Here is a 26,238-nt window from a genome sequence, read left to right on the forward strand (position 1 = left end):
GATGACTGTGCCCAACCAAGATCCAGTACCTCAGACGAGCATCGCGGCGAGAGTTCGCAGAAAAGATGCGGCGGCGAACAGGCAGGCCCTTTTGCAGGCAGCTCAAACTGTGCTCGCCGATCACCCGAATGCCTCGCTTGACGCGATCGCTCAGGCGGCAGGTCTCTCAAGGCGTGCGCTCTACGGCCATTTTCCCGATCGCGACAGTTTGTTGCGTGAGGTAATCGCCGTCGGGGCGCATCAGTTCAACGACATTGCGGTGTCGGCAGAGCATGAGGACCCGAGGATCGCACTCGCCTGGCTCGCTGCGCGGCTCTGGCGCGAGGCTTCTGCGGTGCGGGCTTCTGCCAACATTGCAATGGATGATGAGCACCTGGCCGACACCGCAAACGCGCTCGCCCCGCTGCGTGAGCGACTTCTAGAGCTCACCCGTTCTGGCGCGAATTCTGGCGCGTTTCGCTCCGATCTCTCCCCTGAGCTGCTTGCTTTTTTGATTGAGTCAACCGCACGTGCGACTCTGCGCCAGCCGACGCTTTCGCCAGAGGTGAACGACGCTACTGTCGTGCGCGTCGTGCTGAGTATTGTCGGCCTCTCCTGGGTCGAGCAAAGCGAACTGATTTCAGCCCATCCTGAGGTGTTGAGTGGGGAGCTTGGGATGGGTAGCGAGAGCTAACGCCGCGCCCGGGTTCTGGACTCTGGGAAGGTTCTGGGAGTAGTGTGCGTTGTATTAGATGCAGACGCATATAGTTCGCCGGCGCAGCAGCTCCTCCGTTTCCATGTGCGTCTTAAATTGAGAGAGAAAAGAGAAGACTCATGGATTTCATTTACGGCGGTGACGGCGGTCTAGTGATCGACTGGACTGCAATGCCGACCTACAACACGATCATGTCAATCGCGGCCGGCGCTGGCCTGCTGCTTCTTGTTGCTCTCGGCAAGGCACTGCACCGCGACAAGAAGTTCCGCGCAGAAGGCTGGGCCTTGAGCGCGGGTGTACTCGGCTTCATTCTGACGCTGACCGGTGCGCACATGACCCTCACCTGGCCATTTGCGAAGTACTTCCCGTTCGACAACATCATCTTCGGCGAGACCAGCCTTGGCTTCGGCGTACTGCTGCTCGCTGCAGCGTTCTACCTTTGGAAGCGCAGCGCAATGCTCGCTGAGGCAGAAGACCGCGCTGCTGAGGTTGCCGCTACCGCGAAACCGCTTGGCATCTTCATTCTTGGTCTGGGTCTCGCACTCTTCGGCATCGCTGCAGCCGGCATCATCTTCCAGCTCTTCGCAGCCCCTGTTGAAGAACCAATTTCTGGCGCATTCGCTCAGTGGCCTTGGCTTGAAGCAACGTTCATGTCAGGTCTCTTCGCCTTGATCGGTGTCGGTTCGGTACTTTTCCCGTTCGCAATCAAGGATTTCTCACAGCAGAAAGCCATCTCGGGTGTGACCAAAACGATGGGCGTGGTCTGGACCATCGCCGGCGTCGCGTTCTTGCTCTTCGGCGCGCTGAATTTCTACACCCACATCGGCCTCATCGTAAACACGATGGGCTAGTTCGCGAAACCTGCGAATCCTGACGTTCAGCTTGAGCTGATCTGGGCAAATACAATGTTCCCATGATCGAGCAAAGCCCCGGGCAGAGCCCTCAGCAAACGCCAGGCTCCGAGGCGTTGCCTCAAGATAGCTCACCTGCCACCGCAAATGCTTCAACCGAGCTTCCGCTCGGCATTCGGGTCGCCGCCGCTTGGTGCTGGCGCCTGATTGTGATTGGGCTCGCGGTGGCAGGCGCAGTTTGGTTGATCGCCATGCTGCACAACGTGGTTGTGCCCCTGGTCGTGGCGATCCTCCTCACCGCACTCCTCTCCCCGATCGTCACGTTTTTTGAGCGACACGGCATGCCCCGTGGCCTCGGCGTAGCCGCAGCAGTGCTGACACTTTTTGCGGCGATCAGCCTGCTGGTCTACCTCATTGCAAGTCAATTGCGCACAGGTCTCGACGATGTTGCCTCCCGCTCGCAAACGTCCTGGCAACAATTTCTGCACTGGATCGAACAGCCGCCACTCAGCCTGAATAGCGATCAGATTGATCAATTTGTGCAGCAGATTAGTGCCACCATCAGCAATCACCAGAGCGAGTTGCTGACCGGAGCCCTGCAATTCACCTCAACCGCCGGCCACTTCATTACCGGTACGCTTCTCGTGCTCTTCTCGCTGATCTTTTTGCTGCTCGACGGCAAACGGGTATGGTTCTGGGTACTTGGCTTCCTGCCGAGCAGGGCGCACGCGGCGGTAGACGCCGCTGGACGCGCTGGCTGGGTATCTGTCGGCCAATTTGTTCGCGTTCAGATCTTTTTTGTCGCCATGATCAACGCGGTCGGCATCGGCCTGGGCGCGCTCGTACTTGGCGTACCGTTACCGTTCGCAATCGCCGTGCTTGTCTTTTTCGGATCTTTCTTGCCGTTCGTAGGCGCCATTGCCACCGGCGCAGTCGCGGTGTTTATTTCACTGATCTACAACGGCCCAGTAAACGCGGTGATCATGTTGATCGTTGTCATTCTGGTGCACCAGATCGAAAGCCACGTGCTGCAACCACTCATTATTGGCCACGCCGTGAGCGTGCACCCGCTCGCCGTGGTGCTCGCAGTGGCAACCGGCCTCATGGTCGGCGGCATCGCCGGCGCACTCTTTGCCGTGCCGATCGCAGCGGCGCTCAGTTCAATGGTGAATGTCATCACGGAACGCAACTGGGTGGCTGGTCAAGACCCGGTGGCCGACTACCACAAACAGCAGAAGACCCATCAGATCGCGAAGCATCGCGCCCGCAACGTCGCAAAGCTCGCGCGCCGCGGCTAGAAGCGCCTACGCTGGATCGGCCCCGCCCAGGCAAGCACGCCTCGCGCAGGGCCGATCCAGCGCAATGATCAGAGAGCGCGGGCCCGCCAGACCAGCAAGATTGGGAATAGCCGCACGACCGCTGTGGTTCAGTTATCTGTGCACCCCAACACTTTTTTCGCGGAACGTTTCAGCCCGATGCGCTTTTCAACAGCGCACGAACCCAGCCAGCGTGAGCTGAGGGTGATTCTTGAGGCCGCGCAAAGCGCTCCTTCGGCTGGAAACTCGCAGCCGTGGAGCTTCATCGTCGGAATGCGCGGCGAGGACACGCACACGCGACTGAGCGCGCATCTAGCGAGAAGCTCAACCGTGTGGGCGCCGAGCGCAAGTTACCTCATTGCGAACGTGAGGCAGCGCTTTATCGAGGGTAGTGAACTGGAGTACTCCGAGTTTGGTCGTTATGACTTGGGCCAAGCGGTGGCATATATGACTGTGCAAGCTCACTCGCTTGGCCTTGCGTCTCACCAATTTCGTGCGTTCAAGAAGCAAGCACTGACCGAAGCGTTTCAGCTACCAGAACATCTCGAAATCGTCACCATGACGGCTATTGGTTTGGCCGATCACTTGCGTGGCGAAGTAGTGGGGTCGGGCACCGATCGCACCAGGCGTGAGCTTGATTCGTTGGTGTTTGCCGGCGATCTCAGCCGTTAGGTTTGCAGCCAAGAACGCAAGAAACACAAAACCCCGGCTTCGCGTGAAGACCGGGGTTTTTCTTGGCTGGGATACCAGGACTCGAACCTAGAATGACGGTACCAGAAACCGTAGTGTTGCCAATTACACCATATCCCAATGGTAGTCCGCGAACTGATTTCTCAGCAGCAGCACCAAGAATTAACTTTAGCAAAGCGCTTTCCGATTCCCAAATTCGTGCGAGAAATCCTCGACTCCCGGGCGAGTCGAGTGCGCGACGCACGGAGTTAGTTGACTCCAGACAACTATCGACATATAGTTGTCTCCGGTCAACTAATCCTGGCGCCGGCTCTTGCCCTGAACCATGTCACATCTTCTGACACGGCTCCCCCGGTGCCCAAAATCACAAAGGCAGAAAGAGCGCATGTCACGCACAGAAACACAAAACGTGCCAGCCAAAGCTCGCGCAACGAGTCACCACGCAGAAGACGAACTGCACGGTGGATCGCGAAAACTCGCACTCACCGGCCTGTTTATGGCCATGGCAGTTTCGATGATCGCGATGACCGTGGTCGGCACCTCGATGCCAATCATCACTGCAGATCTTGGCGCAACCCAAACTCAGCTCACCTGGGTCGTCACCGCCACAATGCTCGCCTCAGCAATCTCAACCCCGATCTGGGGCAAACTTGCCGACCTCACCAACAAAAAGCTCCTGGTGCAGCTTTCCCTTGTGATCTTCACCGTCGGCTCGATGCTCGCCGGCATCTCACAAGAACCAAATGAGCTGATCCTCTTCCGCGTCATTCAGGGTCTAGGCGCGGGCGGCCTCGGAGCGCTCATTCAGATCGTGATTGCAGATATTGTGAGCCCACTCGAACGAGGCAAGCTCATGGGCATCATGGGCGCCATCATGGCCGTCGGCACCGTTGGTGGGCCGCTGCTCGGCGGCTGGATCACCGACGCCTTCGGCTGGCGCTGGAACTTCTACGTCGCAGTGCCCATCGCAATCGCAGCGATCGTGATGCTGCAGCTCACGCTCCACCTGCACACCGAAAAACGCAAAGTAAAAATCGACTACTGGGGCGCCCTCCTCATCTCTATCGGGTTCTCGTCGATTCTGATCTGGGTCACCCTCGCCGGCACCGAAGCTGCAGTCGAGGCTGGCCGCTCCCCCTTCGCCTGGGCTTCATGGCAAACCGGTGCGATGGTCGGTGGCGGCCTGCTCGCGCTCGTGCTCGCCGTCATCGTCGAGTTGCGGGTTGAGGAACCCCTCATCCCAATGACACTGTTCAAAAACCGCACCTTCACCATGGCTGTGATCGCCTCAATCGCGGTGGGCCTTGGCATGATGGGCACCTCCGTCTTTCTCGGCCAGTACATGCAGCTCGCGCGCGGCAAAACTCCAACAGAGTCGGGCCTGCTTACGATCCCGATGATGGCTGGACTCCTGATCACTTCAACCGTGCTCGGTCAAGTGATCAGCCGAACCGGCAAGTGGAAGCGCTATATGGTTGTCGGCTCGTTTGTGCTCGCACTCGGCCTCTTCATGATGGGACAACTGCGCTACGACACCTCGTTCTGGTATGTCGGCGTTTCAATGTTCGTGCTCGGGGCTGGCGTTGGTGCTTGTATGCAAAATCTTGTGTTGGTCGTGCAGAATACGGTGGATCCTCGCGAACTCGGTGCAGCGAGCTCTTCGGTGAATTTCTTCCGCACGATTGGTGGCACCGCTGGCATGTCAGCAATGACAGCGATCCTGGTGTTCCAGCTCGGCGATTTTATGAAAACCGGTATGAGCACGCTCGGCGAAAAGATCCAGGCGTTCTTCCAGAATCAAGGTGTTGATCCACACGGCATCGCCGCGTGCATCGAAGACGGCACAATCCAAGTCAACGATGGCGGTATGGCGATTCCCGCGCTTGAGAGTGGCCAGATTCCGAAACTTGCTGAAATCTGCGAGCCGGTACGCACCGTCATTGAAGAGGCCTACGGCCACGCAATCGGTGACATCTTTCTCTATGCTTCACCCATCGCAATTGTCGCCATCATCGCGATTATCTTCCTGCCAAACATTCCGCTCGGCCGCATGAGCAACGCAGAAAAGCTCGCCGCTCAGCAGGCAGCTGAGCAAATAGACCCCGCGAGCCTTTAGCGGAATTGATCATGACCTCAGAGCAGCACGACGCGAGCGAGTCGCTCGTCACCGGAATCTTGCGGGAACTCTCGCAAACACTGGCTGTCGAGCGAACTCGCCTGCATCGGGTCGCCGCCTCGGTACACCCTGCGCTCACCGGCGCAGGGTTCGTCATCTTGCAGATCATTCAGCAGCACGGTGAATTCACCGCGGCCCAGCTTGCTCAAAAGCTCATGATGGACAAATCCCTTGTCAGCAGACACATTGCCGAACTTCGACGGCACAACCTGGTCATCTGCACGCCTTCGACACTTGATGGTCGCGTCGTGCTAATAGAGGCCAGCGAACGGGCACGGGAAGCCCTGCAGCTGGCCAATTCGCTCGCGCTGCGCGCCTACCGCGAGCGATTCGACGTGTTCAGCCGAGCCGAACTGCAAGAACTCTTTGGGTACCTGCAACGGCTCAATCTCGCCGACGACATCTTGGTCGCGCTGGATCGCGCTGCGCAGCACGCTCGCGAGTAGTCAGGCGAAGCGATCCAACGCCCCTGAAATGCACTGTGCCCGCCCCGCGAAAAGCGGGGCGGGCACAGTGCTCACACGAAGTGTCTTCAGGCCTTACTTGGGGCGTGAAGCAAACTCTTCGAAAATGGCGCGTGGGCGCTCAAGCTCTGGCAGGTTGACGACGTCACGGCCCAGGAAGAAGTGACCAACCCAGCCACCGAATACACGCCACTTGCGCTCCCAAGTTGGGATAGCGAGGCCGTGGTAGAAACGGTGTGCGAGCCATGCGAAGTAACCGCGCATTGCGAACTTGCCCGACTGGAAGACACCAGTGTTCAGGCCGAGACCTGCTACCGCTCCAGCGTTCTTGTGGTTGTACTCTGCAACACCCTCGCCGCGAATGTCGGCTGCAATGTTACGCGCGAGCAGGCGACCCTGGCGAACAGCGTGCTGTGCGTTTGGAACGCAGAAGCCGCCTGGGCCAGGAGTTGCCGAGATGTCAGGAACCTGCGAGGTGTCGCCTGCGGTCCATGCACCCTCAAGTGCTTCGCCTTCTTCGGTCGCGATACGCAGCGTAGGCAGAGCTACAACGTGACCGCGCGGGCCGATTGGCAGGTCAGTTCCGCGTAGGAACGGACGAGGCATGACGCCTGCGGTCCAGACGATGAGATCGCTCTCGAAGGTCTCGCCGGTTGACAGCTCGATCTTGCCGTCGACTGCAGACGAAAGCTGCGTGTCGAGGTGAATGTTCACACCACGGCGGGTCTGATCCTTGATCACCCAGAGTGAAGTCTCAAGCGAAACCTCTGGCATGATGCGGCCCATAGCCTCGATCAGGTGGAACTTCGTCTCATCAAAGGTGATCTCTGGGTAGCGGCGCAGCAGTGAAGTTGCGAATGAACGCAGCTCGCTGATGCTCTCAATACCTGCGAAGCCGCCACCAACAACGGTGACGGTGAGCAGACGCGCGCGCTCTGGCGAACCAGCAGGCAGCGATGCTGCGCGCTCAAAGTTATCGACCAGACGGTCGCGCACTGCGACAGCTTCTTCGATGGTCTTCATGCCGATTGCATTGTCTGCGATACCAGCGATTGGGAAGGTACGCGAAACCGAACCGGTCGTCACAACGATGTGGTCGTATTCGAAATCGAATGCCGCACCCTCGTTCGGAGTGATGGTTGCAGTCTTAGTTGCGTGCGAGATGCCGGTCACCTTGCCCGCAATGTTTGCGGTGCGGTTCAGGTGGCGACGACGCGCAACAACCGCGTGACGTGGCTCGATCGAGCCCGATGCCACCTCTGGCAGGAATGGCAGGTAAGCCATGTATGGAAGCGGGTCAACGATCGTGACCTCTGCTTCACCGGCACGGAGCAGCTTCTCGAGCTTCCATGCGGTGTAGAACCCGGCGTAGCCGCCGCCGACGATCAGAATCTTCTTCGCCACGAAGCAGTCTCCTTAGAGAGCGAATGAGCAACGCGCCCGGCCATGTTCCGGGCGCACAAAAAACCGAGCTCTACAGCCCGACCGCTTATTATCCTAGTACGCTCGCAGCGGACCACGGGGCGGAAACGGAAGATTCTTCGGCGAGATCCACTCGTAACCGAATTAAACGATCACCCTGCTGCTGGCCGGGGCCGGGCAACGCCCACTAAGCGCGGGCGTCCCACCCGCTGCGCTCAATGACCAGGTCACCAATCGGGTTCACACCGGGGCCCGCAGCGAGTGCGTGACCGAGCAGCGCGTGCAAGCATTTCACGCGAGTAGGCATGCCGCCGGCGCTAATACCTGCAACCTCAGGCACCTCGCCGACGCTGTCACGATCGGCGATGTACTCAAGATGTGCGCGCTCATACTGGGCACGCATTTCTTCATCTTCGGCAAGCATCTCATTGAACTCAACCATCATGCCGACAGCTTCGAGGCGAGATGCAGCAGCTACCGCCTCTGGATGGCAGAGGTAGTAGAAAGTTGGAAAAGGGCTGCCGTCTGGCAGCCGCGGCGCGGTGGCAACCACAGCTGGCGACCCGTCGGAGGCGCGCGCTGCAATGCCAATCACTCCCCTGGCCTCACGGCCGAGTTGCTCGCTCACCGCAGCGATATCTGCTTCGGTGGGGGTCTCATACGGAGGTCTTGGCATTATTTGGTCTCTCCGCCCAGTTCTTCTGGGCTCGCGTTTGTGGTGCCGGCAGTCAACGTCGAAACGGCGAGACTGCGGGCCCAATTACTTTCTGATGCGGTGAGCTTCTCGTTTGTCTTTTCGTCTGACTCTGGAGGAATCACGACGTCATCGATTACGCTCAGCTGAATTTCGCCGGGCATCACATAGAACAGGCGGCCGCGCGCTTGTGAGCGCACATACGTCGGATCGAGCCACTTGGCTCGCTCTTCGTCTGCCTTCGTTACCTGTTCATTTTGCAGGCGAACGCTCTCACGCAATTCGGAGAGTTCGCGCTGCTGCTGAATATAGGTGCTCAGCGTTGGACTAATGATCAGACCGCCGACCACCACAAGAGCAACGATCAGCGCGGTGAAGCCGCTGAAGCGAAGGCTTGAGAACCAGTCCCCAAGCTCCTCGTTCACCCGTCGCTTCGCCACGCTGATCGTTCCTAGTGTCTAGTTTTGCAGGGCTAAATTAGCCGTTGAAGCGCGGGAAAGCGCTGCGACCGGCGTAACGTGCTGCGTCACCGAGCTCTTCTTCGATACGAAGCAGCTGATTGTACTTTGCGACACGGTCCGAACGAGCAGGAGCACCGGTCTTGATCTGGCCACAGTCGGTTGCAACCGCGAGGTCAGCGATGGTGACGTCTTCGGTCTCGCCCGAACGGTGCGACATAACAGCGGTGTACCCCGCACGCTGCGCCATCTGCACAGCGTCGAAGGTTTCGGTGAGAGTGCCGATCTGGTTGACCTTCACGAGGATCGAATTCGCGGTACCCTTTTCGATGCCGTCAGCCAGGCGCGCTGGGTTCGTCACGAAGAGGTCATCGCCAACGAGCTGCAAGCGGTCTCCGAGCTCATCGGTCAGGGTCTTCCAACCCTCCCAATCATCTTCAGCGAGTGGATCTTCGATCGAGACGAGCGGGTAGCGATCTGCGAGGTCTGCATAGTATGCCGACATCTCTGCCGCGGTGCGCTGCTTGCCTTCGAAGTTGTACACGCCATTTTCGAAGAACTCGGTTGAAGCAACATCGAGCGCGAGGGCAATGTCGGTGCCTGGTTCGAAACCGGCGCGCTTAATTGCCTCAACGATCAGGTCAAGTGCATCTGCGTTGCTCGGCAGGTCTGGGGCGAAGCCGCCCTCATCGCCAAGAGCCGTGGTGAGGCCCTTTTCCTTCAGCAGCGCCTTGAGCGAGTGGTACACCTCAACGCCCCAACGCAGACCCTCGCTGAAGCTCTCTGCGCCAAGTGGCACAGCCATGAACTCCTGAATGTCAACACCGGTATCAGCGTGTGCGCCACCGTTGATGATGTTCATCATCGGCACTGGCAGGGTGCAAGCCGTTGGGCCACCGAGGTAGCGGTACAGAGGCAGGCCTGCGCTTGAGGCTGCAGCGTGAGCAACTGCGAGGCTGACACCAAGAATTGCGTTTGCGCCGACGCGCGACTTGTTTTCGGTGCCGTCAACTGCCATCAGCGCGGAGTCGATCAGGCGCTGATCGTCAGCCGAGAAGTCATCGATTGCAGGGCCAAGGTCGTCGAACACAGCGTCGACGGCCTTCAGCACGCCTTTGCCAAGGTAGCGGTCCTTGTCGCCATCACGGAGCTCGTAAGCCTCGAACGCACCGGTCGAAGCTCCCGAGGGAACAGCTGCGCGGCCAACCGAGCCGTCTGTCAGTCCAACCTCTACCTCGACTGTGGGGTTGCCCCGCGAATCAAGAATTTCGCGTGCAATCACTGCGTCTACAAATGCCAACGTGCGCTCCTAGGGTTCAGGGAGTGGGAACAGAAACAGTTTAGCCGGGCTTGGCAGCTGTGCGCGCCCCGGAGCTGCACAGCTCATGAATAGCTGCGCCTCTCCAGGGCGTCGGTCTGTTTACGATTCGGTGTATGCATCCGGCCCTTGCTCGGCCGCAGCAGGCTCCATGAACAGAAATTCAAGGATGTTGCCATCTGGATCTTCGAGGGTACGCGAATACATAAATCCGTGATCCTGCGCGGGTCTTGGTTCTGCACCGCCGGCTGCGATACCGAGCGCTAGCACCTGATCGACTTCTTCACGAGAATCCCTGGTGAAGGCAATAATTGCCGCAGCGGTTTCACGCGTGTTTGCAACCTTCTTATCGGTAAAGGTTGCGAAGAATGACCTGGTCAAGATCATGAAATAGATTTGCTCGTTCCAGACGATTGAGGCCGCGTTTTCGTCAGTGAAAAGCGGATTAATCTCACAGCCGAGAGCCGTGTAAAACGCCTTTGCGCGCTCAAGATCATCGGTGGGAAGGTTGACGAAAATCATGGTGCTCATGGCGGATGCCCTTCTCTGGCTGACGTTGCCTTACGGAACCGACATGCTGCCGGGGCCGCTTTTTCAGCCTGACATCTACAACATTTCTGGTCAATGCTTGTTCACTGAACTTGGTGCGATCATGCAGCAATCGCTCAGCTCTTTGGGTGCGGGCGATCCAACGTGCCTGCTTTCAAACACAAACGCCAGTGGCGTGAAAGCGCCGAGTGGATACGAAACTGCCCAGTGGATACGCGGGAAAACTCCCTAAGGTATCCACTGGGCAACAACGTATCCAGTGAGCGAAAAAGCGGCTAGCTCAGCGAGCGCAGCTCAAGCTTGTCGACGTCGCGCACACCAGCAGCAACGTTCGCGAAACTGGTGAAACCCTCTGCCGAAACCCGATCGAGCAGCGCCTTCATGTTCTTCTGGCGGCGCTCAAGACGAACCCGATGCCCGCGAGCAACCAGCTCGTTCTTGAGGGCGGTCAGATCGTTGGCCTCAGCATCGCGATCGAAAACCAGCGCGACAGCTTCTGGCCCCTCGCCCGCTGGCAATTCAATCAGGTCAACCACACGCTCGAAGCCGATCGAGAAACCGACCGCAGGCACATCTTGGCCGAGGAACCTTCCGACCATCCCGTCGTAGCGGCCGCCACCGCCAACCGAGCTGCCCGACCCGGGGTGCGCGATTTCAAAGATGGTGCCGGTGTAGTACCCCATGCCTCGCACAAGCGTTGGATCAAATTGCACGGTGACGCCCTGAGGCAATGAGCCATGAAGTGCCGCACCAAGTTCAGCAAGGCTCGCAATTCCTGCCGCGGCCAGCTCGTTATTGGAAATTCCAATAACCGAGGAGGAAATGGCATTACCGGTGAGCTCGATGCCGTCTTGCAGCAACGGCTCAACCGAGGCAAGTACCTCGCCGACCTTCTCGGCGGCGCTCGCGTCGATTCCGCGCAGCTCCTCGACCACACCCGAGGCACCGATCTTGTCGAGCTTGTCGATGGTGATAAGCGCGCGCTCGTGCACCGCAGCGTCAAAGCCACAAGCAGCAAGCAGCCCAAAAAGCACTCGACGATCATTCACACGAATGACGCAATCCTCAAGCCCAAGTGCCGCAAGCGCCTGCGAGGTCGCGGTGATCAATTCAATTTCAGCCAGCAACCCCGACTCGCCAATAATGTCGATATCGGCCTGCACAAACTGACGGTAGCGCCCCTTCTGTGGGCGCTCTGCACGCCAGACCGGTCCGATCTGCAGCGAACGGAACACCGGCGGCAATTCTGCCCGGTGGCTGGCATAAAAACGAGTGAGCGGAACCGTGAGGTCGAAGCGCAAGCCTAGATCGGCGAGTTGCTCCGCGTTTCCGCTCTCGGCGGCTGCGGCGAGCGCGTCAGCGCTGATCCCCCGCTTTAAAATCGAGAACGAAAGCTTCTCGTTGTCGCCACCCAAACCGGCATGCAGTCGCGAATAATCTTCGACAACTGGGGTCTCGATCTCGTCGAAACCGTGCGAACGATAGACACCCTTGATGATGCCCAGCGCGTGTTCGCGGCGAGCCTTGTCAGCGGGGAGAAAATCGCGCATTCCGCGCGGTGGATTTACCGGATTAGCCATAGTGCTTCCATTCTTCCATCTGTTGGCAAGTTCTTACGACCCGGTACAAAGAAGTTCGAGCCGCGAAGGTGGCGGAGCAGCCCACTCACCGGTTATTGGAAATTCCAATAACCGGGCTAGGGGTCGAGCCGATCAGCAAGCCGGTTGGTGGCCAGACGCAGCGCGCGGTCTGGGTCGAGCCCCGCCGCGTTTGCTTGCATAATTAGCGCGAGGATCGCATCACCAAGCTCTTGCTCACCAAGCATGGGCGACGAATCGGCCACAGCTCCGGCAACCGGCTCAGGCGACGATTCAGCAGCAGCAGCCACACCAGATCCAGCAGACGTCTTGTCCTCCGTCTCAGCCGCGGGGTCAAGCAATTGGGCACGTTTCAGACGTTCCACCACTTTGGCTGAACGCGCAAGCGTTGGCATTCCAGCGGGAATCCCCTCAAGGGCACCGCGCGAACCGCGCCGCTCCCCCGCGGCGTCTTCTTTTAAGCGCTCCCATTCAGCGTTCAACTCGTCAACACTCAGATAGCCTCGGTCACCAAACACGTGCGGGTGCCGGGCCTGCAACTTTTCTGAGAGTGCGTGGCCAATCGAGTTCAGGTCGTAGCCCTCGCCGTCTCGTTCAGCCAGCACAGCGTGAAAAAGCACCTGGTAAAGCACATCGCCAAGTTCACCCGAAACCTCCTCTGCCGGAAGATTTCGCTCAATCGCATCAACAAACTCTGCCGATTCTTCAATGAGGTACGGCACCAGGGTCTCGTGAGTTTGCACTGCATGCCATGCGCAACCATCGGGAAACACCATGCGTCTGACGGTGGCAAGTGCCGCTTCGACGCCGTGTTGCTCTGGCAGACCTGATTCGCTGGTAACCATACAGGGAACCCTATCTTGCGAGGGCTACCATCGACTCATGCCCAACTCGCTTTTCGCCGCGCGTGCCGGCGGGATCCTCGCGATCACCGCGCTCGCATGCAGCGTCACCGCCTGCGCAGCCGAACCAGAACTCAGCTTCGCTCCCCCCACAATGGCACCCGAGCAGTCAGTAATAGAGGCCTGCGCGATTTCGGGCGATCAGATCAATCAGCTCACCGCCGAAGCGGAACAGCAGATTCGTGATGGCATCGATCAGGCTGGCGCCGATCTTGCTAGCGGCAAACTCCCGAGAATCGAACTGTTTTCTGAAACCTTCGACAGCACGCTCGCCGAGCTCGAAGCCCAGATCAGTAATTATGAAGTGGTCGGCGCGATAGAAGAGGTGCGTCTGGCAGCCCAGGGTTTTGGTGATATTCAGGCGCCCGACTCACTGTTTGGTGCGGCAGGTTACGTCACCTCGCTGGTTAAGCAGTCCGGGCAATTGGCTGATGCCGCTAAGAACTTGCAGTCGCTCTGCAACGCGGGCTAGCAGGGCTAGCTAGCTAGCTAGCTGCGCACAGCAAAAGGACGAGAACATATCAACTGTTCTCGTCCTTTTCTTTGCCTAGGTGTAGCGGGCCGCCCACGGCCACGGCCCGCAACCTCAGTGAGGCCCGCTTTATTTCGCTGGATCAGGCTGCGTCTGACCGGCAACCGGTTCTGGCTCAAGCAGCGCGGTGAATACCGCACCCGCCCAGGCAATGATGTCGCCGTCAAATGGTGCCGCTCCGCCACGACCCACTCCTGAGAGAGGGCTGCGCGAGGTCGGTCCGCTTTCAGGCAACGGAATCTGCAGCGACTTGGTCGCTTCGGTATAACGTGCGCCACGGTACAGGCGATTCATGCGCATCTGACGTGAACCAGGCAGCACAACCGGTTCAATTCGCAGGGTATTTCCACTCGCGACCACCTTCGAGAGGCCAAGCAGCGAGGCTCGCCTACGCAGGCTCGAAATCGCGGCGAGACGCTGCACCTCAAGCGGCGGCTCACCATAGCGATCGGTGAGTTCCTCGAGCACAAGGGCAACATGATCTTCGGGAGCTTGCGGGTGGGATGCGGCCGAGAACTTTTGGTACGCCTCAAGACGCAGTCGCTCACTCTCGACATAGTCTTCAGGAATGTGCGCGTCGAGCGGCAGTTCAAGCGAGAGCTCGTTCGTGCCAGCTACTTCTTCGCCCTTAAACGTCGAGACGGCTTCGCCGATCATGCGCAGATAGAGGTCAAAGCCGACACCGGCGATATGGCCCGACTGTTCGCCACCAAGCAGATTGCCCGCGCCACGCAGCTCGAGGTCTTTCAGAGCCACTTGCATGCCCGAACCGAGTTCGTTATTGGCAGCGATGGTGTCGAGGCGTTCGTGTGCGTGCTCAGTGAGCGGCTTGTCAGGGTCGTACAAGAAGTACGCGTAGGCGCGCTCACGGCTGCGGCCAACACGACCGCGCAACTGGTGCAGCTGACTCAGACCGTACTTATCGGCCGCATCAATAATGATGGTGTTGGCGTTAGCAATATCGAGACCGGTCTCAATGATTGTGGTTGAGACCAGCACGTCGTATTTGCGCTCCCAGAAATCCACAACTACCTGTTCGAGTTGGTGCTCGTTCAGCTTTCCGTGGGCGACCGCAACGCGAGCCTCTGGCACAAGTTCTGCGATTTGCGCGGCAACACGGTTGATTGACTGTACGCGGTTGTGCACGAAGAACACCTGGCCCTCGCGCAGCAGCTCGCGGCGCACCGCCGCAATGATCTGCTTGTCGCTTCTTGGGCCGACAAAGGTAAGAATCGGATGGCGATCCTCGGGTGCCGTTGCCAGGGTCGACATCTCTCGAATTCCGGTGACCGCCATTTCGAGGGTGCGCGGAATCGGGGTGGCGCTCATGGCAAGAATGTCAACATTGGTTTTCAGCTTCTTGAGCTGATCTTTGTGTTCGACACCAAAACGCTGCTCCTCATCGATAATGACGAGGCCAATATCTTTGTACTTCACCTGATCTGTCAGCAGTCGGTGGGTACCAATTACGATATCGACGGTGCCAGCTGCGAGGCCGTCGAGGGTGTCCTTAGACTCTTTCTCGGTCTGAAAACGGCTGAGCGCTCGAAGTCGAACCGGGAATCCAGCCATACGATCCTGGAACGTTTCGAGATGCTGCTTCACCAAAAGAGTCGTCGGCACCAGAACGGCTACCTGCTTGCCGTCTTGCACTGCCTTAAATGCCGCGCGCACTGCGACCTCGGTCTTACCAAAGCCAACATCGCCAGAGACCAGACGATCCATCGGAATCGAGCGTTCCATGTCACGCTTAATCTCGTCGATTGTGGTGAGCTGGTCGCGGGTCTCGGCGTATGGGAACGCTTCTTCGAGTTCGTGTTGCCAGGGAGTGTCTGGGCTAAATGCGTGGCCCTTCGAGGCGACTCGGGCCGAGTAGAGCTTCACTAGCTCAACGGCAATATCGCGAACCGCCTTGCGCGCCTTCTTCTTCGCGGTTGCCCAGTCGCTACCACCCATTTTTGAAAGAGCTGGTGCTTCGCCACCAACGTACCGTGAGAGTTGATCAAGCTGATCAGTTGGCACGTAAAGTTTGTCCTTAGGCATGCCGCGCTTGGTTGAGGCGTATTCAAGTACCAAGTATTCGCGCAGCGCCTTGGCCGCTCCACCGCGAGGATCACGCCCACCAGTGGGCACCATTCGCTGAGTCAATTCAACGAACTGACCGATACCGTGCGTCTCATGCACCACATAGTCGCCTGGTTGCAATTGCAGTGGATCGACCACGTTTTTGCCGCGACGCTTGGCAAGTTTGCTTGGCGCAGAGTGCTGGCTCACTGTTCGGCCGAAGAACTCGGCTTCGCTCACGAGCATCAGTTTCGCTTCGTCGCTCTCGAAACCAAGCCAGGCGGTACCGGGCGTCAGATAAATCACGCCGTCTTCGAGTTCTGTCGGTAGCTGGTCCACCATTCGAGCAGCAAATCCAGCGTCAGCAAGCACGTCGCGAGCACGCTCAACAAGGCCGACGCCCTGAGCGGTCACCACGATCTGCCAACCAATCTTCACTCGTGCCTTGAGCGCCTCAATCGTAGCGGCCCCGGCGTCGGCCCCGGGGGTCGGTCGTGGCAGCGCACGACCACGCACGACTACCTGCCCAGATGCCTGCGAGAGTTTTGCGACGAAGTCTTCTGCTTCGTCTTCATCAAGTGCGGCAGCTGTCTCCGCGCCTACGGCTTCGGCCATAAGCGATTCAGCGCCTGGCAGCTCTTCGCCCGCATCGTTCACGAAACCGGAGATGGTCTGCCAAGGGCGACGACCTGCGGCGGCTTTCAGCTCTCGCATGGAGAGCATTCCGTGATCGTCGGTCGGCACAGGTGCGTCTGCGCCAGCTGTTGCGGCGGTCCAGGCTGCCTCCAAGAACTCCCGGTTGGTATCGGCGAGGCTCACAGCGCGACCGGCCACTCGTTCTGGCGAGAGCACCATCACCGCGGTCTGTTCTGGCAGCAGTGCGGTGAGCGGCTGCAGGCCGGGTAGAAGTTGCGGCAGCAGACTTTCCATACCCTCGACCGCGATACCTTGCGCGATCTTTTCGAGCAGAGTGCTGAGCGCCGGATACTTTGGCAAAAGCTCTTCGGCACGCGCGCGCACATCGTCAGTGAGCAAGAGCTCCCGTGCCGGCCACAGTTCAATCAGGGGCAGCGGATCGCCAGCACTGCGCTGGTCGCTCACCGCAAATCGGCGAATCTGATCTACTTCATCGCCAAAAAAGTCCACGCGTACGGCTTGCTCAGCCGTTGGCGGAAAGACATCAAGAATGCCGCCGCGCACCGCGAACTCACCACGCCTGGTCACCATATCGACCCGCGAATATGCGGTTTGCACGAGCCTTGCCGCAATCTGCTCAAGCCCGAGGCTGTCGGCGCCCGCTTTCAACACGATCGGCTCGGCGGATGCTGCGTGTGGCGAAACTGGTTGCAGCGCAGCCCGCACTGAGGCGACGAGTACAAGCGGTTTCGAAGAGTCTTCGTGCCCAAAATCACGAAGCAGTCTGAGCGCCGCCGCACGTCGACCAACGGTTTCGGCGCTCGGGCTCAGCCGTTCATGTGGCAGGGTTTCCCAGGCCGGAAACTCCGCCGTTACGGCTTCTGGCACGAGCGAGGCGAGCGAGGATCGCATGGCCTCTGCTTCACGGCTCGTCGCGGCAATCACCAGCACCGCACCGCGTTCGCCCTGCTGCATTCGTCGCCGCAGTAGACCAGCGATTAGGGCAGGCCGAAGTGGTTCAGCTACCGCAAAGTCTGCGTTCTCTGTTGCGGCATCGAGCGCATCGGCGAACGAGTCAGCGCGGGTAAGTAGTTGGTCTAGTCCGTTCAGGCTCATCGTGTCGCTCGTCCGTGGAATCGCTGTTGGGTGGCGAGAAGGCCGTCGGTAGTGAGAGCTTCGCTCGCGTCTGCGGCGTCTTCAAGAAGTACTGCGAGGGTATCTTTCTCGGCGCTCGCAAATGGCTTCAGTACGAAGTCGGCAGGGTCTTGCTGCCCGGGCGGGCGACCAATACCGATCCGCACACGCAGGAAGTCGGGAGTGCCGAGGGCCTTCGCAATATCGCGCAGACCGTTGTGCCCTCCATGGCCGCCTCCCTGTTTTACTTTCAGCGAGTCAAAGGGAAGGTCAAGTTCGTCGTGCAACACAATGATTCGTTCTGCGGGTACATCGAAATACTTGGCGAGGGCCGACACTGGCCCACCGGAGGTATTCATGTAGCCGTTTGACTTTGCAAGCACCATTTTCGGGCCACCGGGGCGCAGAAACCCCTCTGCCACACGCGAGTTTGTTTTGTGCGCCGTGAATTTGGCGCCGATGCGGTCAGCCAGCACGTCGAGTGCCATCTGTCCAACATTGTGTCTGGTCGCTTCATACTTGGCTCCGGGATTTCCCAAACCAACAATCAGCCATGCGTCGCCCACGGGCTCGCCCTCCGTCTTCTTTTTGCGCCAGAAAAATGCCACCGAACTATCGAACCACACTGCAGTGCAAATGCCCGCAAAACAGTGTTGTTTCGTCGCCGGTTTCGCTAGCAGGGTACCGATTGCCGCCCACCTGGCGATCCAGCGACCCGTGCAGCAGGGCCGCCTAAACAGAAAACAAACCCCGCCAATCGCTCGGCGGGGTTTGTTTGAAGTGTAAGAAGACTTACTCGGCTGCTGCCTCTTCGCCCTCTTCGTCAGCCTTCGAGCCGCGTGGCTCAACGACCTGCACAACGAGCTGGTCTGCTGCGTCGAGCAGGGTCTCGTCGCTTGCAAGCTTGACATCGCCAGCGAGCACACGCGAACCAGCTTCGAAGCCCTCGATGCTGACCTCAACGTGCTCTGGGATGTTCGTTGCTGGAACGCTCAGGCGGATGGTGTTGAGCTCCTGCAGTGCGTTGGTGCCCGAGAATGGGGTGCCAACGATTACGAGTGGAACCTCAACCTCAACGGTCTCGCCCTTCTTCACGATGATCAGGTCAACGTGCTCGATCATCTGGAGCACAGGGTTCTTCTGTACGTCCTTGACGAGAACGAGCTGCTTCTTGCCCTCAATGTCGAGTTCAATCAGTGCGTTAGCGTGACGAACGATCAGTCCCAGTGGGTGGGTCTCAACCGAGAGGTGCAGTGGTGCCTCGCCGTGGCCGTATACGACCACTGGGGTCTTGCCGATTGCACGAAGCTTGCGGGCTACGCCCTTGCCGAATGCCTCACGTGGGGTTGCGACAAGCGGTGATGCCTGGCTGCTCATAATAATCTCCTGTAGCGGGCTTGCGCCCATCTGGGCGGCCTGGGCCGCCAGTCTGAATTGCCTCGCCGTGTGGCGCGTCAGATAGGGCCCGCTAAAGGCTCCACCGCGTCGATCACGGGCGCAAGCGCCCCTCGCCGAAGTACAAGAAAAGAGTTTACCCCATTCAACGGCACCACGCACAATTGGACAGTCCGGTTCGCAATGAAGCAGCGAAAAACCGGAAGGGGGTGGAATTGCTTCGCAACCCACCCCCCTCGGCGATCAACCAGATCTGCACCAAATACGGTTTTTGTTAGGCGTTGAAACGATCCAGGCGCATCTGCGCGGTCGCCTCGTGTGCAGCCATACCCTCGGATGCCGAGATGGTGATGGTCGCCGGCGCCAAAAGTGGCGTCGCCTGCTTCTCAATGTGCTGGTAAGTCAGCGGCTTGAGGTAGCGCGAGACCGAGAGTCCAGCGCTGTGCTTTGCGCCGCCCGCGGTTGGCAGGGTGTGGTTCGTGCCTGCCATGCCCTTGTCAGAGTAGGCGACGGTACTCCACTCACCGAGGAACACTGAGCCGTAGTTGGTGAGGTTCTCGTGGTACCACTTGTCGTCTGCGGTGATCACTTCGAGGTGCTCTGGAGCCAGATCGTCCATCAGCGCTACCGCAACCTCGCGCGAGTCAGCAACAGTGACTGAACCATAGTCGCGCCAAGCTGGCCCGCAGATTGAAGCGGTTGCGAGAGTTTCGAGCTGACGTTCAACGGCGGCCATCACTGCTCGTCCGTGCGCCTCATCGGTAGTAACGAGGGCTGCGGGTGAGTTCGGTCCGTGTTCTGCCTGGCCGAGCAGATCAGCAGCTACGAGTTCTGGATCTGCGGTCTCGTCAGAAATCACAGCGACTTCTGATGGGCCGGCCAAGAGATCGATTGCAGCGCGGCCAAAGAGCTGACGCTTCGCTTCTGCGACGAAGGCGTTGCCTGCGCCAACGAGCATGTCTACTGGCAGTTCGTCGATCAGGCCGTAGGCCATCGCAGCAAGCGCCTGTACGCCACCGAGCAAGAACACTCGATCTGCGCCCGAGACGTGTGCGGTGTACAGCACAGCGTCGTTTGCGAGACCGTTTGGCTGTGGCGGGGTGCACGCTACGACGTGTGGCACGCCTGCCGCTTTGGCAACGCCGACTGTCATAAATGCGCTCGCGGTGAGCGGGAATCGACCAGCTGGCATGTACGCACCGACGCGCCCCACCGGAACATAGCGCACACCGGTGTGCAGGCCAGGAGCGAGTTCAAAGTCAAAATCGACGTGTCCCTCACGCTGGCGGCGGGCGAATGCCTGTGTGCGCTCGGCGCCCAGCTCGATCGCCTGGCGCAGCTCTGCGTCAATCCGATCACCGCTTGAGGCAATGGTCTTCGCCGAAATTTCGAAGTCGTCCCCTTCCCAGTTGTCGAGCTTCTTTGCGTAGTCGCGCACGGCGTCAAGGCCACGCTTTTCAATGTCGAGCAGCATTGCCGAAACGGTCTCTACGACCTTCGGGTCGCGCTGCGCTGCGGGAACGTCGAGTGGTGTCTTCAGGCGGGTGTAGCTGCCTTCGTACTTGGAAAGAATTGGAGTCGTGAACTTCATAATCTGATGCTAAGAAGCCCACTCATCACGCACAATGGGCCAGTACCTTCTATATGCCATAGGATTTATCTATGACAATTACGCAGCTGCGCGCATTTGTATACGCGGCCGATCAAGGATCGTTCACGGCGGCAGCCACAATGCTTGGGGTTTCACAACCGACCATCTCGGCGCTGATTCGAAAACTCGAAGAACATCACGAACTTTCACTCTTCATTCGCGCCGGTCGCAAACTCAACCTGACAGCAGCTGGCCAAGAATTGCTGATCTGGGCTCGCCAGATAGTCGACACTTCAGATCGCGCAGACGATGCACTCATCGAACTGCGTGGCATTCAGCGCGGCTCAATTTCGCTCGGCGTGCTACGCAACGCCAACTTCTACTTCCTGTCAGATCTGGTAGAGCAGTTTCATCGCAAGCGCCCCAACGTGCGACTTCGCCTCTTTGGGCAGAACTCCTTCGAAGTCGTCGAAGGTGTACGCGATGGTCGTCTTGAGGCAGGAATCGTGGCGCTGCCGGTGCCCGACCAAGAACTCGAAGTGTTTCCGCTCATTCAAGACGAGGTGCTTTGGGCTTCGGCCGATCCAGCGCGAGTAGCTGCACCGGTCACCATCGAACAGATCACTTCAAACCCGATCGTGCTCTATGACGCGAGCCACAGCTGGAACGACCCGACCCGGCGACAGCTCAGCGAGCGCGCCCAAGAGCGAGGGCTTCGGCTCGAACCACTGGTTGAGGTGGAGTATCTTGAAACCGCTCTCGATCTGGTGACGCGCGGCATCGGCGACACAATGATTTCGCGCGCTGCGGCCCAGGGCAAGAACTTCCCCAAGCAGTTGCACTGTGCCCCGTTCGCCGAACCGCTTTACGACACGATTGCCGTGGTGCGCCGCCGCAACAGCATCTACTCCCCCGCAATTATCGAATTGATCGACCTGGTAAGCGCTCTGCTGAAAAAGCGCGCGAACTCTGCCGAGTTGCCTGGCACTTCGGAATTACGTTTGCCGACAACGGCTGAGCGCCCCGTAGCCACCACCAGCGAAAGCTAGTGGTGTCAGTCGGGGCGCTCAGCCTGCACCGCGAACGGCAAACTCTGTGACGGGAATGCCTAGTCGAGTTCCTCAGGCAGCACTGTGACGACCTCGGTTTCAGGGGTGTCCAGAATGCCAGATCGACGAAGCAGTGCGCGAGTCTTGCTGTGTTGCGGGTTTGAGAACACCTCATCGGGGTGACCCTGCTCGACAATCTGACCGCCATCCATCACTACGATACGGTCGGCAATTTCACGAGCGAACTGCATCTCGTGGGTCACGATCATCATGGTGGTGCCGGTCGCGGCGATTTTCTTGATTACCGCGAGCACTTCACCGACGAGCTCAGGGTCGAGCGCCGACGTCGGCTCGTCGAAGAGCATCACATTCGGCTCCATAGCGAGTGCGCGCGCAATGGCTACACGCTGCTTTTGGCCGCCGGAGAGTCGTGAGGGGTAGTTTTCCATACGGTCGGCCAGGCCAACCATCTTGAGCGCCGGTTCGGCGAGCGCTTGAGCATCATTCTTCGACATCTTTTTCACGTCACGAAGCGGCGCCATCACGTTACCGAGCGCGGTTTTGTTCATAAAAAGATTGAAGTGCTGAAACACCATGCCGATATCGGTGCGTTTTCGCGCGGTCGAAGCCGCAGACTCTGCGATCAATCGGCCGTCACGTTCTCGGTACCCCACCAGGTGGTCGTTCACGAGAATGCGACCGGAATCGATCACCTCAAGTTTGTTGATGCAGCGCAGCAGGGTTGATTTTCCCGAACCGCTCGAACCAATCAGCACAACAACTTCGCCCGAGATCACGTCAAGGTCGACGCCCTTCAATACTTCAAGGGTGCGGCGTTGGTCTTTCTTTCCGAAGATACGCTGCCAGAAAGTTGGCTTGTCGCCGATCAAAAAGCTCTTGTGAACGTCTTGAATACTGATGACTGGGTTAGGCACGAGCACGCACCTTTCTTTCGAGCACGATTACAAGGCGAGACAGCGGCAACGATAGCGCGAGGTACAGCAACGCAGCGGCCGTGTAAATCTCGACTGTCTGGAACGTCTGCGAGTTCAGCGTGTTTGCGGTTTTCAGAATCTCAGAAACAGCGATCACCGAGGTGAGCGCGGTGTCTTTCACCATAGCGATGAAATAGTTGCCGATGGGCCCGAGCGCCACCTTGAACGACTGCGGAATCACAATCTTCCAAAGCGCCTTCGTTGGCGTGTATCCGAGGGAAAGGGCTGCCTCGGTCTGACCGGTGTCGATCGCGAGAATTGAGGTTCGGTAGACCTCCGACAGATAGGCCGCATAGTTCAGGCCAAGCGCGATGATGCCAGCCGTGATGGGCTCAAGCTGAATCCCGATAACCGGAAGCACAAAGTAGATGTAGACCAGCTGCACCAGCAGCGGGGTGCCGCGCAGGATCTCGACATAGATGGTCGCGATTGCGCGCAGGATCTTGCTATTTGAGAGACGCGCGAGCGCAACCAGCAAACCAAGCACCAGCGCGAGCAGCATCGCACCAACGGCGAGCTGGGCGACAACCGGCACCGCCTTGAGCAGACTCGGGATGACCCCGATCACGTTTTCGATGAACTCCAAAGCTTCTTACTCCTCAAATGAGTCAGCAGTGAGGCGCCCAAAGACGCCCCACTGCTGCTCGCTCACATTATTCGGCGACGTTGTCCTGGCCGAGTCCGTACTTCTCAAGGATTTCGAGGTACTTCGGAGTCGACTTCAGCTTTGCGAGCGCTTCGTTAAGCTGCTCACGCAGTTCATCGCTTTCGGCATCCTGACGGAATGCGGCGGCAATGGTGCCCGGGAAGTAAGGATCGTATGGGGTAACGAGCTTTACCTTGTCGTTCGGGTTCTGTACGAGGCTCCACGCGACAACTGCCTGGTCGGTAAACGCAGCGTCTACCTGGCCATTTGCGACGGCCTGCAGCAGATTCGCCTGCGAGTCGTACTGCTTGATCTGGGCGTCATCGCTGAGGCTCTGCGCAATTTCGAGGTGGGTGGTGCCGGTCATCACGCCGATATTCATACCCTTGGCCTCGTCGCGGTTCTTCAGCGTCGAGTTTGCTGGCACGAGCATACCCTCACCCTGGTAGTACCAGGTGTCTGAGAAGGCGAGTGTTTCCTTGCGCTTGTCGGTTACGTAGAGGCCGTCTGCGATGAAGTCGGCCTTCTTTGAAAGCACTGTCTGTGGCATGGTTGCGAAGTCGGTCACGATGACCTCAACGTTCCAGTTCAGATCTTCGGCGATCGCGTTCAGAATCTCACCGTCGATACCGGTCAGTTCGTTGGTCGAGTCGTCGAGGTACGAGAATGGTGCGTCGTTCGAGGTAACGATGGTGACGGTGCGAGCTCCGTCGGCCGATTCTTCGCTTGGAGCGCTCGATGCCGAGCACGCGCTAAGCGCGAGAGCTCCGGCTGCCACAGCAGCCAGCAGGGCAAGGTTCTTCTTGATAGCCATAAGTATGTGACTCTTCCTTGTTTCAATACCGAGTGACTGCAACGTCGCCGACACTACCTTTTCAAGTCTCGGCTGGCAGAAAGCATTGCACAATGTGCCTGCCTTCTATATTCGCCATAGAACAAGGCTATGAGTCATGGTGTCTCAGCAGACACTCTCAGACCTAGCGGCATGCCCGACGATTCAACGCTGAATTTCGCGCACCAAATGTTCGAAATCTTTCAGCGCCGCCGCAACGGTAGCAGCGGGGCTAGAAGCGCCTCCAAGAATGGAGTACTCCCCCAGATCCCTCGTGACAACAAATACACCCTTGGTGCTGCCACTGGTACGCGAATAAGGGTGATCCTTTTTATACGCTTGCAATGATACGCGGGCGCTGAGCGAATTATCTGAACGCTCAATCACCCCGACAAGCGCGGGTTTTTCTGCGCTGGATCGCCAAGCCTGCATCTGAGCCTCAGTGATCTCGCGCACGCTCTGCCGCGGCACATCAGCCAACGACAACCACTCACCAAAAGCGAAACCCGCAATGATCACAAGTTTTGCTGCGGTATCAAAACCGTCAAGATCAAACGTTGGATCAGCCTCAGCGATCCCAAGTTCACGCGCAACAGCAAGCGCATCCTCAAGGTTCTGGTTGTTGCGCCACATCTCATCAAGCACAAACGCCGCAGTCCCAGTGAGCACCGCCTCAACCCGCTCAACACCAGCACCAGCCAAATCGTGACTCACAAAGTCAATCACCGGCAGCGCCGCAGCGCCCGCTGCACTCGCGAACACACGCACACCCTGCTCGGCAGCGCGCGCAGTGAGACGATCACCGGCGCACACGAGCGCGCCCTTTGCGATCGCAATGCAGTGCATCTTGCGATCCAGCGCGCCCTCGAAATACCCGAGCCCAGGCTGCCCCGAGACATAGTCGCTCGGGCCCGCCTCAAAAAGCACGTCTGCCTGCACCTCATCGAGCCATGCGGCGCCCGTGAGACCCTGCCGCCACACAGCACGATCGAACAGAGCATCTTGAGCGATGCCACGCGGATCAGCAAGACCGGCAGAGCTCGAACAAAAGCCCGCAATGAGCACATCTATGCCCAGACGATCACGATACTCGGCACGTCGCCGCAATAGCGTGTTAGCAAGCGCTCTGCCGACACCGCCAGCACCCGCAATTGCCACTCTGATTTCGCGAGTCATGTGCTCAAGCTTCCTGTCGCCCAATACCCCTAAAACACGTGTAGCCGCCCCGAGGACGGCTACACGATAAAGCAATGCTTACGCAGCGCCCTCAAACATGCTGGTGACCGAACCATCTTCGAACACCTCGTGAATCGCCTGAGCGAGCAACGGAGCAATTGACAGCACAGTCAACTTCTCGAACTGCTTCTCTGGGGTAATCGGCAAAGTGTCGGTGACAACAACCTGGTCGATGAAATCCTGCGAAAGGTACTCAGTTGCACGACCCGAGAAGATTGCGTGCGTGCACGCAATAGTGACGCCGCGAGCGCCATTCTTCTTCAGCGCCTCAGCTGCCTTGGCAATAGTGCCGCCGGTGTCGATCATGTCATCGACAACAACACACCACTTATCTTTCACGTCACCAACGATGTCATGAACTGACACCTGGTTTGGAACAAGCGGATCGCGCCGCTTATGAATAATCGCCAGTGGCGCGCCCAACTTGTCACTCCAGACGTCCGCCACGCGAACGCGGCCCATGTCTGGTGAGACGACACAGAGATCGTCACGGTCAATGGTTTTCTTGAAGTGCTCAAGCAGCACAGGCATAGCGAAAAGGTGATCAACGGGGCCGTCGAAGAAGCCCTGGATCTGCGATGCGTGCAGGTCAACCGACATGATGCGGTCAGCACCAGCAGCCTTGAACAAGTCTGCAACCAGACGAGCCGAGATTGGCTCGCGGCCACGGCCCTTCTTGTCTTGGCGTGAATATGGGTAGAACGGCGCAACGACAGTGATGCGCTTAGCCGAGGCACGCTTCAACGCGTCAACCATGATCAGCTGTTCCATCAGCCACTCATTGATTGGGTGCGTGTGGCTCTGAATCACGAAGGCGTCGCAACCACGAACACTCTCATCAAAACGGGCATAGAGCTCGCCATTGGCGAAGGTACGAGCATCAGTGGGCACCAACTCAGCACCCAGTTCTTCGGCTACTCGCTCGGCAAGGGCCGGATAGGCCCGGCCTGTGATCAGTACCAGTTTCTTCTGGCCTGCCATTTCGATCGCGCTCAT

At 58.7% G+C, this 26,238-nt stretch carries 25 protein-coding genes and 1 tRNA gene; 9 read left to right on the plus strand and 17 right to left on the minus strand.

Going from position 1 to position 26,238, the window contains the following annotated elements; all coding sequences use genetic code 11:
- The first annotated feature begins 1 nt into the window (after nt 1).
- The 4 genes from QBL02_RS00270 to QBL02_RS00285 all read left to right on the plus strand — a co-directional run bounded on the left by QBL02_RS00270 (nt 2) and on the right by QBL02_RS00285 (nt 3,533).
- On the plus strand, nt 2–673 hold the full coding sequence (locus QBL02_RS00270; protein WP_282725252.1) for a TetR/AcrR family transcriptional regulator: 672 nt from the start codon (nt 2–4) through the stop codon (nt 671–673).
- 140 nt (nt 674–813) lie between these two features.
- Nucleotides 814–1,545, plus strand: coding sequence for a DUF981 family protein (locus tag QBL02_RS00275; RefSeq protein WP_282724331.1), 732 nt, complete (start codon nt 814–816; stop codon nt 1,543–1,545).
- Between the two features lie 62 nt (nt 1,546–1,607).
- On the plus strand, nt 1,608–2,843 hold the full coding sequence (locus QBL02_RS00280) for an AI-2E family transporter (protein WP_282724332.1): 1,236 nt from the start codon (nt 1,608–1,610) through the stop codon (nt 2,841–2,843).
- A 138-nt stretch (nt 2,844–2,981) separates the two neighbouring features.
- Nucleotides 2,982–3,533: a nitroreductase family protein gene (locus QBL02_RS00285; RefSeq protein WP_282724333.1), complete on the plus strand. Its 552-nt coding sequence runs from the start codon at nt 2,982–2,984 to the stop codon at nt 3,531–3,533.
- 63 nt (nt 3,534–3,596) lie between these two features.
- Here QBL02_RS00285 and QBL02_RS00290 read toward each other — a convergent pair.
- Nucleotides 3,597–3,671, minus strand: a tRNA-Gln gene (locus QBL02_RS00290).
- Nucleotides 3,672–3,936: 265 nt separating this feature from the next.
- Between QBL02_RS00290 and QBL02_RS00295 the strand changes: the two genes are divergently transcribed.
- Nucleotides 3,937–5,667, plus strand: a complete 1,731-nt coding sequence (locus tag QBL02_RS00295; protein ID WP_282724337.1) for an MDR family MFS transporter — start codon at nt 3,937–3,939, stop codon at nt 5,665–5,667.
- Nucleotides 5,668–5,678: 11 nt separating this feature from the next.
- Nucleotides 5,679–6,173 carry a MarR family transcriptional regulator gene (locus QBL02_RS00300; protein WP_282724339.1) on the plus strand — a complete coding sequence of 165 codons (495 nt, stop codon included), beginning with the start codon at nt 5,679–5,681 and terminating at the stop codon, nt 6,171–6,173.
- A gap of 93 nt (nt 6,174–6,266) precedes the next feature.
- On the opposite strand, the gene QBL02_RS00305 is transcribed toward QBL02_RS00300, so the two are convergent.
- From QBL02_RS00305 to QBL02_RS00325, 5 genes are all read right to left on the minus strand, one after another.
- Complete coding sequence (locus tag QBL02_RS00305; protein ID WP_282724340.1) at nt 6,267–7,595, minus strand: FAD-dependent oxidoreductase; 1,329 nt, start codon at nt 7,593–7,595, stop codon at nt 6,267–6,269.
- Nucleotides 7,596–7,800: 205 nt separating this feature from the next.
- Nucleotides 7,801–8,289 (minus strand): DUF501 domain-containing protein, encoded by a 489-nt coding sequence (locus tag QBL02_RS00310; protein WP_282724342.1) that lies wholly within the window; start codon nt 8,287–8,289, stop codon nt 7,801–7,803.
- The gene (locus QBL02_RS00315; RefSeq protein WP_282724343.1) at nt 8,289–8,747 is read right to left on the minus strand and encodes a septum formation initiator family protein; all 459 of its coding nucleotides are present in this window, start codon (nt 8,745–8,747) and stop codon (nt 8,289–8,291) included. Before QBL02_RS00315 ends, QBL02_RS00310 begins: the two co-directional genes overlap by 1 nt.
- Nucleotides 8,748–8,784: 37 nt before the next feature.
- On the minus strand, nt 8,785–10,065 hold the full coding sequence (gene eno, locus QBL02_RS00320) for a phosphopyruvate hydratase (protein WP_282724344.1): 1,281 nt from the start codon (nt 10,063–10,065) through the stop codon (nt 8,785–8,787).
- A gap of 120 nt (nt 10,066–10,185) precedes the next feature.
- Nucleotides 10,186–10,614: a VOC family protein gene (locus QBL02_RS00325; protein ID WP_282724345.1), complete on the minus strand. Its 429-nt coding sequence runs from the start codon at nt 10,612–10,614 to the stop codon at nt 10,186–10,188.
- Between QBL02_RS00325 and QBL02_RS00330 the strand changes: the two genes are divergently transcribed.
- Complete coding sequence (locus QBL02_RS00330) at nt 10,613–10,864, plus strand: hypothetical protein (RefSeq protein WP_282724346.1); 252 nt, start codon at nt 10,613–10,615, stop codon at nt 10,862–10,864. The two genes, QBL02_RS00325 and QBL02_RS00330, sit on opposite strands and share 2 nt — an antisense overlap.
- 43 nt (nt 10,865–10,907) lie before the next feature.
- Here the strand turns inward: QBL02_RS00330 and hisS are convergent, their stop codons facing one another.
- Both hisS and QBL02_RS00340 read right to left on the minus strand, forming a co-directional pair.
- Nucleotides 10,908–12,212, minus strand: coding sequence for a histidine--tRNA ligase (gene hisS, locus QBL02_RS00335; RefSeq protein WP_282724349.1), 1,305 nt, complete (start codon nt 12,210–12,212; stop codon nt 10,908–10,910).
- A 116-nt stretch (nt 12,213–12,328) separates the two neighbouring features.
- Nucleotides 12,329–13,075: a MazG nucleotide pyrophosphohydrolase domain-containing protein gene (locus QBL02_RS00340; RefSeq protein ID WP_282724351.1), complete on the minus strand. Its 747-nt coding sequence runs from the start codon at nt 13,073–13,075 to the stop codon at nt 12,329–12,331.
- A 37-nt stretch (nt 13,076–13,112) separates the two neighbouring features.
- Here QBL02_RS00340 and QBL02_RS00345 point away from each other — a divergent pair, with 37 nt between their 5' ends.
- Nucleotides 13,113–13,604, plus strand: a complete 492-nt coding sequence (locus QBL02_RS00345; RefSeq protein ID WP_282724352.1) for a hypothetical protein — start codon at nt 13,113–13,115, stop codon at nt 13,602–13,604.
- Between the two features lie 129 nt (nt 13,605–13,733).
- Here QBL02_RS00345 and mfd read toward each other — a convergent pair whose 3' ends face one another.
- From mfd to hisD, 4 genes are all read right to left on the minus strand, one after another.
- Nucleotides 13,734–17,480 (minus strand): transcription-repair coupling factor, encoded by a 3,747-nt coding sequence (gene mfd / locus QBL02_RS00350; protein ID WP_282724354.1) that lies wholly within the window; start codon nt 17,478–17,480, stop codon nt 13,734–13,736.
- Complete coding sequence (pth, locus tag QBL02_RS00355; RefSeq protein ID WP_282724355.1) at nt 17,477–18,064, minus strand: aminoacyl-tRNA hydrolase; 588 nt, start codon at nt 18,062–18,064, stop codon at nt 17,477–17,479. Before pth ends, mfd begins: the two co-directional genes overlap by 4 nt.
- Nucleotides 18,065–18,290: 226 nt before the next feature.
- Nucleotides 18,291–18,875 carry a 50S ribosomal protein L25/general stress protein Ctc gene (locus QBL02_RS00360; protein WP_282724356.1) on the minus strand — a complete coding sequence of 195 codons (585 nt, stop codon included), beginning with the start codon at nt 18,873–18,875 and terminating at the stop codon, nt 18,291–18,293.
- 292 nt (nt 18,876–19,167) lie between these two features.
- The gene (hisD, locus tag QBL02_RS00365; protein ID WP_282724357.1) at nt 19,168–20,484 is read right to left on the minus strand and encodes a histidinol dehydrogenase; all 1,317 of its coding nucleotides are present in this window, start codon (nt 20,482–20,484) and stop codon (nt 19,168–19,170) included.
- A 71-nt stretch (nt 20,485–20,555) separates the two neighbouring features.
- Between hisD and QBL02_RS00370 the strand changes: the two genes are divergently transcribed.
- The gene (locus tag QBL02_RS00370; RefSeq protein ID WP_282724358.1) at nt 20,556–21,533 is read left to right on the plus strand and encodes a LysR family transcriptional regulator; all 978 of its coding nucleotides are present in this window, start codon (nt 20,556–20,558) and stop codon (nt 21,531–21,533) included.
- A 59-nt stretch (nt 21,534–21,592) separates the two neighbouring features.
- Here QBL02_RS00370 and QBL02_RS00375 read toward each other — a convergent pair whose 3' ends face one another.
- From QBL02_RS00375 to QBL02_RS00395, 5 genes are all read right to left on the minus strand, one after another.
- Nucleotides 21,593–22,420, minus strand: a complete 828-nt coding sequence (locus QBL02_RS00375; RefSeq protein ID WP_349238630.1) for an amino acid ABC transporter ATP-binding protein — start codon at nt 22,418–22,420, stop codon at nt 21,593–21,595.
- Between the two features lie 40 nt (nt 22,421–22,460).
- Nucleotides 22,461–23,114 carry an amino acid ABC transporter permease gene (locus QBL02_RS00380; protein WP_282724361.1) on the minus strand — a complete coding sequence of 218 codons (654 nt, stop codon included), beginning with the start codon at nt 23,112–23,114 and terminating at the stop codon, nt 22,461–22,463.
- A 67-nt stretch (nt 23,115–23,181) separates the two neighbouring features.
- The gene (locus QBL02_RS00385; RefSeq protein ID WP_282724362.1) at nt 23,182–23,988 is read right to left on the minus strand and encodes an ABC transporter substrate-binding protein; all 807 of its coding nucleotides are present in this window, start codon (nt 23,986–23,988) and stop codon (nt 23,182–23,184) included.
- A 183-nt stretch (nt 23,989–24,171) separates the two neighbouring features.
- The gene (locus QBL02_RS00390) at nt 24,172–25,182 is read right to left on the minus strand and encodes a hypothetical protein (RefSeq protein WP_282724363.1); all 1,011 of its coding nucleotides are present in this window, start codon (nt 25,180–25,182) and stop codon (nt 24,172–24,174) included.
- 78 nt (nt 25,183–25,260) lie between these two features.
- Nucleotides 25,261–26,238 (minus strand): ribose-phosphate diphosphokinase, encoded by a 978-nt coding sequence (locus tag QBL02_RS00395; RefSeq protein WP_282724365.1) that lies wholly within the window; start codon nt 26,236–26,238, stop codon nt 25,261–25,263.

Source organism: Leucobacter sp. UT-8R-CII-1-4, assembly GCF_030010235.1.
Lineage (GTDB): Bacteria > Actinomycetota > Actinomycetes > Actinomycetales > Microbacteriaceae > Leucobacter.

Coding starts and splice junctions, on each gene's coding strand:
- hisD (WP_282724357.1), bottom strand. CDS start 20,484: ATGAAGTTCACGACTCCAATTCTTTCCAAGTACGAAGGCAGCTACACC.
- QBL02_RS00385 (WP_282724362.1), bottom strand. CDS start 23,988: ATGGCTATCAAGAAGAACCTTGCCCTGCTGGCTGCTGTGGCAGCCGGA.
- hisS (WP_282724349.1), bottom strand. CDS start 12,212: ATGGCTAATCCGGTAAATCCACCGCGCGGAATGCGCGATTTTCTCCCC.
- QBL02_RS00330 (WP_282724346.1), top strand. CDS start 10,613: ATGGCGGATGCCCTTCTCTGGCTGACGTTGCCTTACGGAACCGACATG.
- QBL02_RS00390 (WP_282724363.1), bottom strand. CDS start 25,182: ATGACTCGCGAAATCAGAGTGGCAATTGCGGGTGCTGGCGGTGTCGGC.
- QBL02_RS00360 (WP_282724356.1), bottom strand. CDS start 18,875: ATGAGCAGCCAGGCATCACCGCTTGTCGCAACCCCACGTGAGGCATTC.
- QBL02_RS00270 (WP_282725252.1), top strand. CDS start 2: ATGACTGTGCCCAACCAAGATCCAGTACCTCAGACGAGCATCGCGGCG.
- QBL02_RS00340 (WP_282724351.1), bottom strand. CDS start 13,075: ATGGTTACCAGCGAATCAGGTCTGCCAGAGCAACACGGCGTCGAAGCG.
- QBL02_RS00295 (WP_282724337.1), top strand. CDS start 3,937: ATGTCACGCACAGAAACACAAAACGTGCCAGCCAAAGCTCGCGCAACG.
- QBL02_RS00310 (WP_282724342.1), bottom strand. CDS start 8,289: ATGCCAAGACCTCCGTATGAGACCCCCACCGAAGCAGATATCGCTGCG.
- mfd (WP_282724354.1), bottom strand. CDS start 17,480: ATGAGCCTGAACGGACTAGACCAACTACTTACCCGCGCTGACTCGTTC.
- QBL02_RS00275 (WP_282724331.1), top strand. CDS start 814: ATGGATTTCATTTACGGCGGTGACGGCGGTCTAGTGATCGACTGGACT.
- QBL02_RS00325 (WP_282724345.1), bottom strand. CDS start 10,614: ATGAGCACCATGATTTTCGTCAACCTTCCCACCGATGATCTTGAGCGC.
- QBL02_RS00345 (WP_282724352.1), top strand. CDS start 13,113: ATGCCCAACTCGCTTTTCGCCGCGCGTGCCGGCGGGATCCTCGCGATC.
- QBL02_RS00280 (WP_282724332.1), top strand. CDS start 1,608: ATGATCGAGCAAAGCCCCGGGCAGAGCCCTCAGCAAACGCCAGGCTCC.
- QBL02_RS00395 (WP_282724365.1), bottom strand. CDS start 26,238: ATGAGCGCGATCGAAATGGCAGGCCAGAAGAAACTGGTACTGATCACA.
- QBL02_RS00370 (WP_282724358.1), top strand. CDS start 20,556: ATGACAATTACGCAGCTGCGCGCATTTGTATACGCGGCCGATCAAGGA.
- QBL02_RS00300 (WP_282724339.1), top strand. CDS start 5,679: ATGACCTCAGAGCAGCACGACGCGAGCGAGTCGCTCGTCACCGGAATC.